Source organism: Herbinix hemicellulosilytica, assembly GCF_002904165.1.
GTDB lineage: Bacteria > Bacillota > Clostridia > Lachnospirales > Lachnospiraceae > Mobilitalea > Mobilitalea hemicellulosilytica.
In genome coordinates, this window is record NZ_CVTD020000025.1 from 63776 (window position 1) to 77323 (window position 13548).

General features: G+C 35.6%; 15 protein-coding genes. 7 read left to right on the plus strand and 8 right to left on the minus strand.

All coding sequences use genetic code 11. The features are described 5' to 3' along the window. The first annotated feature begins 642 nt into the window (after positions 1 to 642). From HHT355_RS11420 to HHT355_RS11430, 3 genes are all read left to right on the plus strand, one after another. On the plus strand, positions 643 to 915 hold the full coding sequence (locus tag HHT355_RS11420; RefSeq protein WP_103203573.1) for a hypothetical protein: 273 nt from the start codon (positions 643 to 645) through the stop codon (positions 913 to 915). 95 nt (positions 916 to 1010) lie between these two features. After that, the gene (locus tag HHT355_RS11425) at positions 1011 to 1529 is read left to right on the plus strand and encodes a hypothetical protein (protein WP_103203574.1); all 519 of its coding nucleotides are present in this window, start codon (positions 1011 to 1013) and stop codon (positions 1527 to 1529) included. 157 nt (positions 1530 to 1686) lie between these two features. Further along, a complete protein-coding gene (locus HHT355_RS11430; RefSeq protein ID WP_103203575.1) occupies positions 1687 to 2145 on the plus strand; it encodes a hypothetical protein in 459 nt (152 codons plus the stop codon). 18 nt (positions 2146 to 2163) lie between these two features. On the opposite strand, the gene HHT355_RS11435 is transcribed toward HHT355_RS11430, so the two are convergent. From HHT355_RS11435 to HHT355_RS11445, 3 genes are read right to left on the minus strand one after another with little or no spacing between them, the layout of a single operon-like run. Further along, positions 2164 to 2772, minus strand: a complete 609-nt coding sequence (locus tag HHT355_RS11435) for a manganese catalase family protein (RefSeq protein WP_103203576.1) — start codon at positions 2770 to 2772, stop codon at positions 2164 to 2166. Between the two features lie 3 nt (positions 2773 to 2775). Beyond that, positions 2776 to 3033 carry a spore coat protein CotJB gene (locus HHT355_RS11440; protein WP_103203577.1) on the minus strand — a complete coding sequence of 86 codons (258 nt, stop codon included), beginning with the start codon at positions 3031 to 3033 and terminating at the stop codon, positions 2776 to 2778. After that, positions 3033 to 3329, minus strand: coding sequence for a spore coat associated protein CotJA (locus HHT355_RS11445; protein WP_242967667.1), 297 nt, complete (start codon positions 3327 to 3329; stop codon positions 3033 to 3035). Before HHT355_RS11445 ends, HHT355_RS11440 begins: the two co-directional genes overlap by 1 nt. A 261-nt stretch (positions 3330 to 3590) precedes the next feature. On the opposite strand from HHT355_RS11445, the gene HHT355_RS11450 reads away from it, so the two are divergent. Then, positions 3591 to 4517, plus strand: a complete 927-nt coding sequence (locus HHT355_RS11450) for a diacylglycerol/lipid kinase family protein (protein WP_103203578.1) — start codon at positions 3591 to 3593, stop codon at positions 4515 to 4517. A 17-nt stretch (positions 4518 to 4534) separates the two neighbouring features. Further along, positions 4535 to 5413: a VanZ family protein gene (locus tag HHT355_RS11455; RefSeq protein WP_158245960.1), complete on the plus strand. Its 879-nt coding sequence runs from the start codon at positions 4535 to 4537 to the stop codon at positions 5411 to 5413. On the opposite strand, the gene HHT355_RS11460 is transcribed toward HHT355_RS11455, so the two are convergent. Together HHT355_RS11460 and HHT355_RS11465 are read right to left on the minus strand one after the other, a co-directional pair. Then, a complete protein-coding gene (locus HHT355_RS11460; RefSeq protein ID WP_103203580.1) occupies positions 5410 to 7818 on the minus strand; it encodes an ATP-dependent DNA helicase in 2409 nt (802 codons plus the stop codon). The two genes, HHT355_RS11455 and HHT355_RS11460, sit on opposite strands and share 4 nt — an antisense overlap. Before the next feature lie 188 nt (positions 7819 to 8006). Then, positions 8007 to 8318: a hypothetical protein gene (locus tag HHT355_RS11465; protein ID WP_103203581.1), complete on the minus strand. Its 312-nt coding sequence runs from the start codon at positions 8316 to 8318 to the stop codon at positions 8007 to 8009. A gap of 197 nt (positions 8319 to 8515) precedes the next feature. Between HHT355_RS11465 and HHT355_RS11470 the strand changes: the two genes are divergently transcribed. Continuing rightward, on the plus strand, positions 8516 to 8899 hold the full coding sequence (locus tag HHT355_RS11470; protein ID WP_103203582.1) for a DUF1292 domain-containing protein: 384 nt from the start codon (positions 8516 to 8518) through the stop codon (positions 8897 to 8899). A 35-nt stretch (positions 8900 to 8934) separates the two neighbouring features. On the opposite strand, the gene HHT355_RS11475 is transcribed toward HHT355_RS11470, so the two are convergent. The 3 genes from HHT355_RS11475 to HHT355_RS13755 form a co-directional block, all read right to left on the minus strand. After that, positions 8935 to 10788 carry an ATP-dependent helicase gene (locus HHT355_RS11475; RefSeq protein ID WP_103203583.1) on the minus strand — a complete coding sequence of 618 codons (1854 nt, stop codon included), beginning with the start codon at positions 10786 to 10788 and terminating at the stop codon, positions 8935 to 8937. Between the two features lie 151 nt (positions 10789 to 10939). After that, positions 10940 to 12430, minus strand: a complete 1491-nt coding sequence (gene gltX, locus HHT355_RS11480; RefSeq protein WP_103203584.1) for a glutamate--tRNA ligase — start codon at positions 12428 to 12430, stop codon at positions 10940 to 10942. Between the two features lie 40 nt (positions 12431 to 12470). Beyond that, on the minus strand, positions 12471 to 12878 hold the full coding sequence (locus HHT355_RS13755) for a hypothetical protein (protein ID WP_199179193.1): 408 nt from the start codon (positions 12876 to 12878) through the stop codon (positions 12471 to 12473). A 252-nt stretch (positions 12879 to 13130) separates the two neighbouring features. Here HHT355_RS13755 and HHT355_RS11490 point away from each other — a divergent pair, with 252 nt between their 5' ends. Then, entirely contained in the window at positions 13131 to 13544 is a 414-nt protein-coding gene (locus HHT355_RS11490) for a hypothetical protein (RefSeq protein ID WP_103203585.1), read from the plus strand. The last annotated feature ends 4 nt before the right edge of the window (positions 13545 to 13548 follow it).

Here is a 13548-nt window from a genome sequence, read left to right on the forward strand (position 1 = left end):
AAAACAGCCCAATATTATATTGTGCCATTTTTGTCATATCTTATTATTTTTTAATTTAATTATGTTATATATTGCTGCCACCACTTAATAGGCATTCATATTTGGTTGGCAAACCCACTTTTATGATAAACATATAAGGTTTAATATTAAAATACTAATCGGAGACATACCTGCACAGCAAATAGTTTTATTGTATAAAACAAAAAAAGCCCAAAAGCATGCACTTTTGGGCTTTTTTTGCTGGTTTAACATTTAAAATCAGGCAGATAATCAAGATTTACGGCATAAAAGTTTTTGGAATCCAATTCATCGGTCAAAATTCTCAAAGCTTCACCGAATCGTTCAGATGTTAGTGAAAAAACATATAAAATACGATTCCATATTATATATGTCTATTCCTTACTTGTAAGAACTTTTGTAATCAGTATTTCTACCTTTTTTAATGATAATTATTTATCAAGCTTTTATAACAAATTATATATGGCCAACCATTTTACCTATAAATAATAATCCCCCCCCATAAAATAGAAAGTAGACATATGCCATATTTAGATAATATGGTGTTTTTATTTATATTTTGACAATTATATCCTTTTATGATATATTATTGTTACTTTAATAGTCTAGATAAAGGAAGTAAATATGAGGAAATTTATATGTATAGTTATGGCTACTATATTATTTGTATCGATTGGTGCCTTACCGGTATACGCTTCTAACTCCAATCATGATTCATATGCATTCTCATATGTTAATCAAAACGGAGAACTAATCACCGCACTAGTAGATAAAAGCAATAATGTTGCAACCACAAAAGTCTATATTAATGGTATACTTGCTCAAAAGTCAGTGGCAGATGCCTCAAGTAAAACTATACTTACCGAAATCTATGACCAAAAAACACTGTATTATTAAAATCATCTACTGAAAATCATATTACTAACGGATTTATTAACACAACTATACATAAACCAGTCTCAACTGAAAAAATTCCAATAAACCAAAAAGTGATGACACTTACATCAATTTATGATGAGCCTGTTGAAAATAATGGTCTTTCTCCCTCTGGATATGGTGACGGATATTATTTATTAGGTTCAGCAGCAGGACCTTGGCATGCACCTGACATTTATGCCTATCTATATAGAAAATATACTATGTCATATACTGGAGAGACAAGTACATATGTTTTTGGATATGGTGACACAGCAAGTGCGATAATAGCATATCTATCATTATTAATGCCAGGAAGTCTGGTTTTTGCCATTATAGGCATAATCGTTTTTACTGCTGGCGAAATAGTATCATATACACAGAGTATTAAATTAGCAACATATAATTTTCACTATGATTATAGGGTTAGAATATATGGAACAATTTATTTTGAAACCTTTAGAGGTAAATTATATTGGCAAATTGCCAATCTTGCTACTGGAGTAACTAAGTGGGAATATAAAAGTTTTAATTACGGATTTAGCCCTAACAATGGAGAAATGATAGCAGAAGCATTTTATAATTATTTTAATTAAAAAGTATTATATATAATTAATGAGTCTGGTATAGCAAAATTCAGCATTCACATATAAATGACTGGGTGTATACCTAGTCATTTATATGTAATAACAATTATATATAACAAACTTATTTTAAACATTCTAAAATAATTATAATTCACGGGAGGATATGATGAATAAAACAAAGTTAATATTAATAGCTACATCTCCAACTTTGATAGGTTATATGCTTAATTTCATATTACGATTTATACCTTTTCTTATCTATTTGGCTCCTTTTCTAATGCTTGTATATTGGTTTTGGGCAGGTATGAAATATGCAAAGATTATCAAGAACCCTGTTATAGCAATATCCTTGGCCAATTCTATTGGAATAATATCAGTTTTATTATATTATTGGCAGTTCGTAATCTTACAAGATAGTGAAAGAATTTTAGCTATAGCCGGCTTTTCTCAAATGTTTACTTCTTCATTAGATTTTATTTCAGCTTTGATTCGATCATTCTTTCAGGCATCTAATGAAATTACCCGGGTTACCACTTTACCTATGCAAATTTTTAAAATAGTATTAATGATCATTGTGTTTTCTTCTGGATATTTTTATATGAAATATAAGCCCAAAAGCCAATAGCCTTTGGGCTTTATAAAATTATTTACGCAAGTCCGGTAGATAATCCAGATTGACTGCATAAAAGTTCTTTGAATCCAACTCGTCGGTTATAATTCTTAAGGCCTCGCCAAATCTCTGGAAGTGGTTGATTTCCCTCTGCCTTAAGAATTTAATAGGTTCACATACATCATGATCATGGACGAGCCGCAATATATTGTCATACGTTGTTCTTGCCTTCTGCTCTGCTGCCATATTTTCAATCATGTCGGTAATAGGATCACCTTTGCTCTGGAAGAAACAAGAGTTAAACGGTATTCCACCTGCAGACTGAGGCCACAAGGCTAAAGTATGATCTACATAATATCTTTCAAAATTACCCTCCATAATTTCCTGAGGTGTCAAGTCTCTCGTAAGCTGGTGAACTATGGCACAGACCATCTCCATGTGAGCCAGTTCCTCTGTTCCTATGTCGGTAAGAATACCCGCAACCTTTCTGTTTTTTGTCGAATAACGCTGTGACAGATAACGCATGGAAGCAGCAAGCTCACCGTCAGGTCCACCGAATTGGCTCATTATTACCTGAGCCAGTCTGGGGTTACGCTCTTTAATATTTACCGGATACTGTAATCTTCTTTCATAACTCCACATATACTAGCACCTTCCCTCCCATGGCCAAGGTTCATCTACCCAGGTCCACCTGTTGCTTACATCAACATCATAGCTGTAGATAGGCCCAAAGCATTTTGTATATTCCTCTACAGCTTCATTTCTTACTCTTTGAACTTTTCTCCAATAGTCCAGTGCTTCCTGGTCATTGGGATGAGTGTCAAGGTATAACCTTAAATCATCCAGGACAAAGCTGGTTGCTGTAATACAGGCAAACAATTTCTCTCTGCTGGTCTTATCCACTACTTACAACCCCTTCCATACCAGTCTTTATCCAATTCCTTAAACAGTGTTCCGTTTTCCAGGGCGACAAATTCGTTTTCGTACAAATCCCTGAAACATTGCCACGGAACATAGCACATCCCTATCGGGAAATGTTCAGGCCTGAAATCATCTTCGCAGTAATTTCTGTCTTTTCCACACCCACAGTCATTATCCGGTGTATACCTGTCTATAAGGTCATCACATACCGGCTGGGCCGGTCTGTACGGAGCGGTATATCTGCCGCGTCCTATTTGGCGATACATCCGTCTATCCATCCAAATGCTCCTTTCTAAATTCTCCTTTCAAATATACATAACACCGATAATACTCTTTTGTTCTATATATCTTATGATGTGAGGACAATTCTGTGCCTGTATCCGTCAAAAAAAGATAAACATATATTAAATTCAACATCCTAATTTTCTGAACAAAAAATAATTATATGTGCAAATTATTGACAATAAAACCGATATAATATAATATTGAATTATCAATTTTATATCGGCAGATAAAAGGCAAGGAGAGATTATTAGTAGATGTATCATTTCATTATCAACCCAAAATCAAGTTCCGGTAAGGGAATCCGTTACTGGTGGACAGTAAAAAAAGAGTTAGATCGCCAAAACATTGAATACACTGCGGACATGACACATCATGAAGGGCATGCCACAGAACTTGCCAGAAAAATCTGCCTGCAGTATATAGGCATTAAAAATATTGTCGTTTTAGGCGGTGACGGTACTCTTAACGAAGTTCTTAACGGAATTGACAATTTTGACGAAGTATTATTGGGATATATTCCTTCCGGCTCCAGCAATGACCTGGCCAGAAGTTTAAATATTCCTAAAGATCCGATTAAGGCTCTGTCCAATATACTGAAACCTAAAAAGTTCGTATATTTGGATTACGGAGAAATGTTTTTTAAGGAAAAAGATCTGAAATCCAGAAAATTCGGATGCTCCAGCGGGATCGGATATGACGCAAATGTCTGCGTAGAAGTTCAGTCATCAGAACTAAAAAAGAAATTAAACAGGTTTGGTGCCGGAAAGCTAATATATCTTGCAATAGCAATAAAACAGGTGCTTGGTATAGATTTTCTTAATGCCACTGTTATTGTGGACGGTATTAAAAAGGGCACATATAAAAATGTTCTTCTTATATCCGGAATGATTCATCCCTTTGAAGGTGGCGGACTTAAGATGGCCCCCGGTGCCGATCCGGCGGACGGTAAATTAAGTGTCTGCCTGGTCCACGGTCTTTCCCGCATTCTAATACTTTTACTACTTCCTACCATAATTTTCGGAAAACATATTCACATTAAAGGTGTCGAATATTTTAAATGTTCAAATATTGAAATTATAGCAGACCGGAAAGCTGCGGTTCATACAGACGGCGAAACTCCTGCCTTTAGTTCACATATTGCTATACGCTGTGTTCCGAGAAAAATACGTATGATAATATAATGAAAGCAGGTGTACCCATGCGCAGGCGCTCTAATATGGAAATATCCTCACTTATTGTTTTCCTAAGTATTATAAGCATTATTGTTCAGTTCGTAGCCTATTATTTCCTGGCTTCACAATATCTTATTCTTGGAATAAGCGCTGTTGCGCTGATAATTTGTACCTATATACTTTCGGAAATATCATTAAATTTTGAACCCTGCTTTATTTACACAATATTGGTTTTGTTTATTTCATTTATAATAACATTGCTTACTTATTTAGGGGCCGATACCCTGATACCTTATACCAATACATTAATCGGCATAGTAGCTTTAAACTGGCTTGTGCCGACCATCCACTGTTTTTTGCGCAATATGTTTGATTACGGCGGAAGAATTGAAAACTTCCATACATTCTATCGGAATGTAAGCATAATATTTATTCTTTTTTATTTAGGTATATTGATATACGGTTCTTTTGCGGCTGATGCCTTCCCCTGGGTTTACCGTATGAAAACGGACAGCTATAACTTCACTCCTTTTTGGTCTATAGCCACTCTAATTGAAGATTATATTAACCGCATGGTACCGTTTAGCGATATAACAACTTACCTGTTAAGCAGGATACTTACATATATCCCGTACGGATTTTATGTGATTTTACTGCTCAGAAATAAATCAAAATTAATCCGGTTTATATCTCTTCTCTTACTTCCGTCCGCCATTGAATTGTTCCAATATTTCATAATCCCCGCCAGATGCGACATTGACGATATAGTCTATGCCATCATTGGCGGGGTGATTGGAGCATTATGGTTTCATCTTACCAATGTAATTTACCGGGCTATATCGGGAAGGGACTTTTTAGCCAAAGAATCTGACTTTAGAATTAACAGCCGCACCTTATACTATTAAGATTTATCCCAAAAAGACTTAATTGTATTTCTTATATTATTTAGATTTACAATTTCAAACGGAAACCATTCTCCAGGAAAAAGCTGGTAATATTGAGGTGAAAGGAACCTCTCATCCAACAGAAGAATGGCACCACGGTCCTCATTGGTACGGATTACTCTTCCGGCCGATTGCAGGACTTTATTCATGCCCTGATACAGGTATGCATAATCAAATCCTTTCCCTTTCTTTTCGTCAAAATAATTCCTAAATAATTCTCTTTCATTACATACCATAGGCAATCCTGTTCCTACTATAACCGCACCGATTAACCTGCTGTATTTTAGATCAATTCCTTCACTAAAAATTCCTCCCATGACACAAAAACCTATTCTGCTTTCTTTGGGATTTTCGACAAAGTTTTCAAGAAAAGCTTCCCTTTCACCTTCGGTCATATTGGAGTCCTGTATTACAAGACCCTCCAGTTCCTCTTTTGCCAAATCCGCTACAGCCTGCATCATCTGATAAGAAGGGAAGAAAACCATATAGTTTCCTGTTTTAGCATCTGTAAATTCTTTAATATATTTTATTATCTTCCGGTATTCTCTCTCATTTCTTCGGGTATATTTTGTGCTTACATCTGCCCCGACCATTACCAGCCTGTTTTCTTTGCTAAACGATGACGGTGCATATACGGCATAGTCTTCATCCGTACCGCCAAGCTGATCCATGTAGTATCTTATAGGCAGAAGGGTTGCGGAAAATAAAATCGCACTTCTTCCTTTCTCATAGCAGCCTGAAAGATTTTTTGAAGGATCCATACACTGAAGCTTTATACGGAATTTATCGCTTTCATCATAATCGGTATAAATCCTGTAGTTATCATCCAAAAGCTCATATATATTCATGAAATGCCGAATATCCATATAAAGTTTCAGAATTTCTTCCCTGCCTTCGTTGATATCATTTTCTTGCAAAAATGTTTCAAACTCAGTCATTAACCTTAATAAAGAAAAATAAAATGAACTGATTTCCTCCCATACTTCAAATTCATCACATTCCCTGCGAAGTTTTAAAAGTTCCTTATTGCAGTTATCAAGTAATTTAGCTAGTTTTGGGCTTAATTCTTTTATGAATTTTTTTACCTCAAGAAAATCATCTTTATATAAAACTGCACTGTACATCTCTCTAGCCCTGTCTACCAGATTGTGGGCTTCATCAATCAAAAAAACGTAATCCTCCTTTTTGTCAGCGGCAAAAAATCTTCTAAGATACACATTTGGATCAAAAACATAATTATAATCACAGATAATAGCATCTGACCACAGGCTTAAATCCAAGGACATTTCAAAAGGACATACCTTATGTTTTTCTGCATAGTAAAGTATCGAATCTCTGGATATTTCATTCTCACTTGTCAGCATATCATAAACCGCATCATTAATCCTGTCATAATGCCCTTTTGCCCTTTCACAGGATACGGGGTTGCAGTCGGGTTTTGCCAGAATGCAAATCTTTTCTTTGGCTGTTATGGTTGTTACTTTCATGTTAAGGCCTTTTTGTGCCAATAAGCGAAAGGTTTCCTCCGCAACGGTCCTAGTTATGGTTTTTGCGGTAAGATAAAATATCCTGGTGGCTATGCCCATACCCATTGCTTTTACGGCAGGAAAAACAGTTGATATGGTTTTGCCAACACCGGTAGGCGCTTCGATAAATAGCTTTTTCTTTCTGAGAATGGTTTTATATACACCGGTAACCAATTCCTTCTGTCCTTTTCTGTATGCAAAAGGAAAGTCCAGTTTTTTTATTTGCTCATCTCTTTTTACAACCCATTTCATCTGCCAAACCGCCCATTTGGCATATTCATTTATAAGTTCTTCAAACCATTCGGCTAAATCTTGTAATGAAAGCACTTCTTCAAAATATTTCACATTTTCCGTTTCAAGATTGCAGTATGTAAGCCTAATTCCTATTTTTTCATGACCATTTTTAACCGCATACATATAGGCATAACACATGGCCTGAGCCCGATGCACAGCCACCGGTTCCTTAAGTATATGCAGGTCCATATAGACACCTTTTATCTCGTCAATTGTAATTTCCGGTAACTCCTCGTACTCATCTGATATTTTATCAGAATCAACTCTGTCTTTTACCTCGTTTAATATAATACCGTCAGCCCTGCCCTCAACAGTCAAGTCAAATAAAACGTCTTCATAAGTTATTGGAACCGTAATACTTAACGGAACCTCCGCAGTATAATTTGCTCCCATCTGCTTTTGAATTTTTCTGTGAATCCGGCTCCCTGCCTGCATAGCTTCCGTATCGATTTTTCCACCCCTGGTATTATCCAAATCTCCGGAACGCATGATAAACTCTACCAGATTCCTGACAGAAATTTTAACTTCCTTTTGTGCATCGGGCATAATAAATCCTCCAAAAAATTAAATCCTTAAATCTGTCATCAAAAACTTTTTGCCAGATAAAAAGACACATATTTTACTTATTAAAAAAACATCCTAAGAATTAAATTCTTAAGATGTTGCATAATCAGCTGTTGCATATATTATGTACAGTATAGCATATGTACCTAACTATGCCAAGGATTCATCTTCTAGTAATCCGAAAATTCATCCTCATCCAGCAGTCCGTTTTGATATTGTTTTGTCCAGTTTGTTATTTCTCTCCTCTTTTGCTTTATCTGACGCTTTTGCTTTCCGTACTCCTCATCCATAAGTTTCCTTTGCATGGCCTTCTTTTCTCTTTCCAGTCGCTTCAAGGTTTCATATTTGTCCGGATGTTTATCAGGCGGAAGCTTCGTTTTAAGATTTTCTCCCATCTTTTGACTTCTTGCATCGTTTCTGGTAAAACCATCATCATCAAAATCCGCATAGGCGTCCTTAAAAAAGCCCTTGGTAGTCGCCACCCAAATGTACCCCTCTCTTAAAAATCTTTTATTTGCTGGTTTTTACGTTTCTATTTTAAAATATTTTAGTACAATGTCAATATATTTTTTTCTTATAATTCTATTATTTTACTTGCATTTTTTTCTTTAATCTGATACATTCTATTTATATTCCTTGGTGAATAAAGGGAATAAATTATAAAAAGCGAGGTAGTAAAATGGGCAATCATACTAACGAAAACTGCGGATGCGGTCATGATCATATTCATGATACCATTACCTTAACATTAGACGACGGTACAGAATTAGAGTGCATTGTGCTGGAAATCTTTACAGTAGACGGTAAAGATTATATTGCTCTTCAACCGGTTGAAGGCGAAGAAGAAGACAATGTATTCTTATACCGTTATATAGAGGGAGATGACGCTGACGAGCCTCAGCTTCTGAATATAGAAGACGACGACGAATTCGAAGCTGTAGCCGATGCGTTTGAAGAACTTTTGGATGCTCAGGAATATGATGATATGTTTGATGAGTTCGATGATTATGACGATTACGACGATTTTGAAGACTACGAAGATTATGAAGACGAGGAAAATTAATAATTAAAAATGAAGGCGTTGCGATATAAGTTTCATTATGTCGCAACGTCTTCACTTTTGTCAGTTGTTATTTCTTTTATAAATCTTGATGGAAGCATATCTTTATTATAACGCTGCTTTGAACTGAATATATACAATTTATCTTTAGCTCTGGTCATAGCCACATAAAACAGGCGTCTTTCTTCTTCTATATTTTCAAGCAATACCGCTTTCTTATGGGGAGTAATTTCTTCATTGACATCCACAAGAAAGACCACCGAAAATTCCAGCCCCTTGGAACTGTGCATGGTTAAAATGTTAATACCTTCAGGATTTTTTATATGTTCATTCTGTTTCTGTCTTTTTAGTTCTTCCTTATACTGCTGTATATAAGAAAACCAGTCCGAAAATGTTTTAAACTCCCTGGCACTGTCATGAATTTCATTCAGAACATCCATAAGTTCATCCGGGTTTATTTTTCGCTCGTTGGCATAATCCCTTAGGAAATCTTCGTATCCTATACCTCTTCTTATATATTGGATGGCAGCATAAGGATTCATTCCTGCTATCAATGCAAGATCATATTCCAGCTGTTCTATTCTTGCCAGCATCCATTCCTTATCTTCATAATAACTGTAAAGAGAATCAAAATCCACCTTTTGGCTGTCAAAACAATCCCTGCTGATATAACGCTTTGGCCTGTTAATAACTCTTAAATATAACTCCCTGTCATTTTCTCCCCGGGCAATCCTAATATAAGATATTAAATCTGTAGCAATCCAGTGGTCAAAAATATTTGGCAGGCTATCTCCCGCAAAAAACGGAATGTTATATTCCATAAGCTTGTGAATAACAGCCCCCGCCCCAAGATTGGTACGCACCAAAATTGCCATGTCAGACAGCAAAATACCTGCCTTTGCCTGAATAAGTATCTCCTCTACAAGCTTTTTATTCTGATCGGACATGGTTTTAAAGCTTTCTATAATTACCTGTCCGTTAGTTTTTTTATAGGCTTTTAGCTCTTTTAAATAACGTATTTTATTATGAGATATCAGACACCCGGCAGATTTTATAATCTCACTGCCCGACCTGTAATTGATATCTAAAAGAATTTTTTTGCTTTCCGGATAGTCTGCCGGAAACTTAAGCATTATCTCAGGTTTGGCTCCCCGGAATTTATATATAGACTGGTCGTCGTCGCCTACTATAAAAAGATTTCTTTCCGGTTCGGCCAGCATCTTAACAATTTCATACTGTAATATATTTATATCCTGAAACTCATCTATCAAAATATATTTAAATTTTTTCTGCCATAATTTTAGTATATCTGCTCTTGCGATAAGAAGCTCATAACACAAAAGCAGCATATCATCAAAATCTATCCTGTTATTACGCCTGAGTTTTTTGTTGTATTCCCGGTAAATGGTTCGAAACACTTCATCCCCGCAGGTTGAAGAATAATATGTCGACAATTCTATTTTATTGCCCTTTACCATACTGATTTCCGACAGCAAGTCGTCAATAAATTCTTTTTCATTGGCATATTCAAATCCCAATCTTTTAACAATATCTTTTATCCAGACAGTCTTTTCCTCTTCACCGATTATATTATCCGTACCTAAATTATAGGCATGTCTCAGTATGGTAAAAAAAACACTGTGAAAAGTGCCGAAACTTACACCGGTTTTGTCTGTTCCCATAGTTTTTAAAAAACGCTCTTTCATCTCTCTTGCGGCAGCCCGCGTGAATGTAATGACAAGAATATTATTTTCCGGTATTTTGTGCCGTTTTATCAGATATTTGGTTCTCTCTGTTATAACCAGTGTTTTACCCGAACCGGGACCGGCCAATACAAGCATAGGCCCATCCTTGTGCCTTACGGCCTCATGCTGTGCCTGATTTAATTTCATATTTATTCTCCTAACGATTGGATTATCAGATATGGCAAATATTTAAGACAGGGTATTATAAATATCATTGAATTGATATTTAAGAAAAGGATGAGGCTGTTTCTTATATTTTTAATATTTAGAAACAGCCTTCCTATGATAAGAAAAAATATTAACCGTTCAGTGCTTTTTTAAGTTTATCAATAGCAATTCTTATACGTCTTAAACTTTCTTCCTTACCGATTATATTCATTATTTCATAAGCGCCGCCGGGTGTTGATTGCTTACCTGATACAGCAGTCCTTACCGGCCATAATCCCTGGCCGTTCTTTATACCCTGTTCCTGAATATAGGTCATAATCACTTTCTCAATAGAACTTTCAGAATAATCATCAAGAGCTTCAAAACTGGGCAAAAGGTCGGTTAAAACCTTCAGGGAACTTTCTGTGGTAGTTTTCATCTTCTTATGAGTAAACATCTCTACATCATATTCAGGCAATTCTTCAAAGAAATCTATCAGCTTTCCAATATCACATAAGGTTTCAATTCTGGTCTTAACCAGTCCGGCTATTTTTCTTAAGTCCAGATCCTTGTGTATAACTGCTTTGATATACGGTAAGGCCAGCTCATAAAATCTGTCGTCATCCATCTTCTTGATATACTCACTGTTCATCCACCTAAGCTTTACCATATCAAAGACGGCAGGAGATTTATTAATATTGCGGTAATCAAATTCTTTAATTAATTCTTCCAATGACTTAATCTCATTATTATCGGCCGGACTCCATCCTAACAAAGCTACAAAATTTACAATAGCTTCAGGTATAAAGCCCTGCTCTATTAAGTCTTCATAAGAAGAATGACCGCTTCGCTTACTAAGTTTTTTGCGGTTTTCGTCTGTAATCAGAGGCAAATGTACGTAAATCGGCTCTTCCCAGCCAAAAGCCTGATAAAGTCTTGTATATTTGGGTGTTGAAGACAGATACTCATTGCCCCTTACTACATGGGTAATTTTCATCAAATGGTCATCCACAACATTTGCAAAGTTATAGGTAGGGAAACCGTCAGATTTAATAAGTATCATATCATCCAGTTCTTCATTTTTTACGGTTATTTCTCCGTATATTGCATCACGGAAAGTGGTTGTCCCTTCCGTAGGGATATTCTGTCTTATAACGTAAGGTACACCTGCTGCCAGTTTTGCTTCAATTTCTTCCTTTGAAAGATGAAGGCAATGTTTATCGTATTTTGTAATTTCCTTTACCTCATCTTCGTCATCATCCTCCTGGTTTCCTACAGTTTGCTTTAGTGAAGCCAGGCGTTCTTTTGTACAGAAGCAATAGTATGCCTCGCCTTTTTCGATAAGCTGCTTGGCATATTCAAGATATATCCCTTTTTTAACGCGTTCGCTCTGAATATAAGGGCCATATCCCCCGTCCTTATCGGGCCCTTCATCATGAATAAGCCCGGTTCCTTCCAATGTACGGTATATTATATCAACTGCCCCTTCTACATAGCGTTCCTGGTCCGTATCCTCTATTCTCAAAATAAAAGTTCCGCCTTCATGTTTTGCAATTAAGTACTCATATAACGCAGTCCTTAAATTACCTACATGCATTCTGCCCGTAGGACTTGGCGCAAATCTTGTTCTTATTTTACACATAATAATCTTCCTCTCTGTCTTTGGTCTTTTCCGCAGTTTTCTAATAAATACTATTATTATACTCAGTCATATCTCCAAAAAAATTATTAATTATTTCTTCATACCCTAATGATCTTTTAATTGCCAGCAGCAATATAACAGAAATAAGCATTATAACCAGCATAGCCCTGGCCCAGTTTTTCTTGCTTACAGGGGTATTGTTTCCAAAAGCCCATATAAACAGCATTATCAATCCCACATAAGGAACAAACATAAGCAACTGTGACCCAAACCAGTTTAAAAAAGATACAGGCTTATCTTTAGGATTGACTATAACGGTTTCAGTCACCGGAGCTACGGGTGAAGAATTTATGTCAAATGCGTTTTCTCCTCGAAATGATACACCGCAGTATTCGCAAAAGTTTGCTTCTTCATTTTTTATAACTCTTCCACAGGTATGGCATATCATAAATCCACCTCATTTTTCATTTGTTTTTCATTATAACACATATATTACAAAAATCAATTCCGGTGTTTTTATATATATTAAGATGTGAAAAATAATCCATTTTACTATAAATATTGCATAAAATAATATTTAATTTATTGAAAAAATCTTTCTGGCAAAACGTATATTAGTGCCATGCTTTGCTTGTATATAATTGTAAATTATTGTATGATTTAAGTGTAATAATTAAATTATATAGAAAGGGGAATTTATATGAAAAAATTGCTTAAAAGAATTTTTGCCCTAATCTGTATATTAACTTTGGCTACCGGATTTTCACCTGTATCGGCTGCTTCATTGAAAGAGATTAATTTTCCACCCAAATATACTACATATCTCATTGTTGGCCCTTTATGGCCTGAAGGAGATATACATTTGAATTTTTCTATTACAGACCGCAGTGGCTATAATACCGGATTATTTATGGTTTATGCCAATACTGAATTTGGTTCATTGGGTATTTATAGTGAAGAATTGTCCTTTTATGAAGGAGATAACTTTCGAGAAATTGTTCTGGATATTCCCTATTCGATAGTCAGAAGCAAAAGTGTCTTTATTAGCATGGTATTTGCTAAACATGTAATAATCGAAAGAAATATATTATATTATGGTTATTTATTAGAATAAAAAA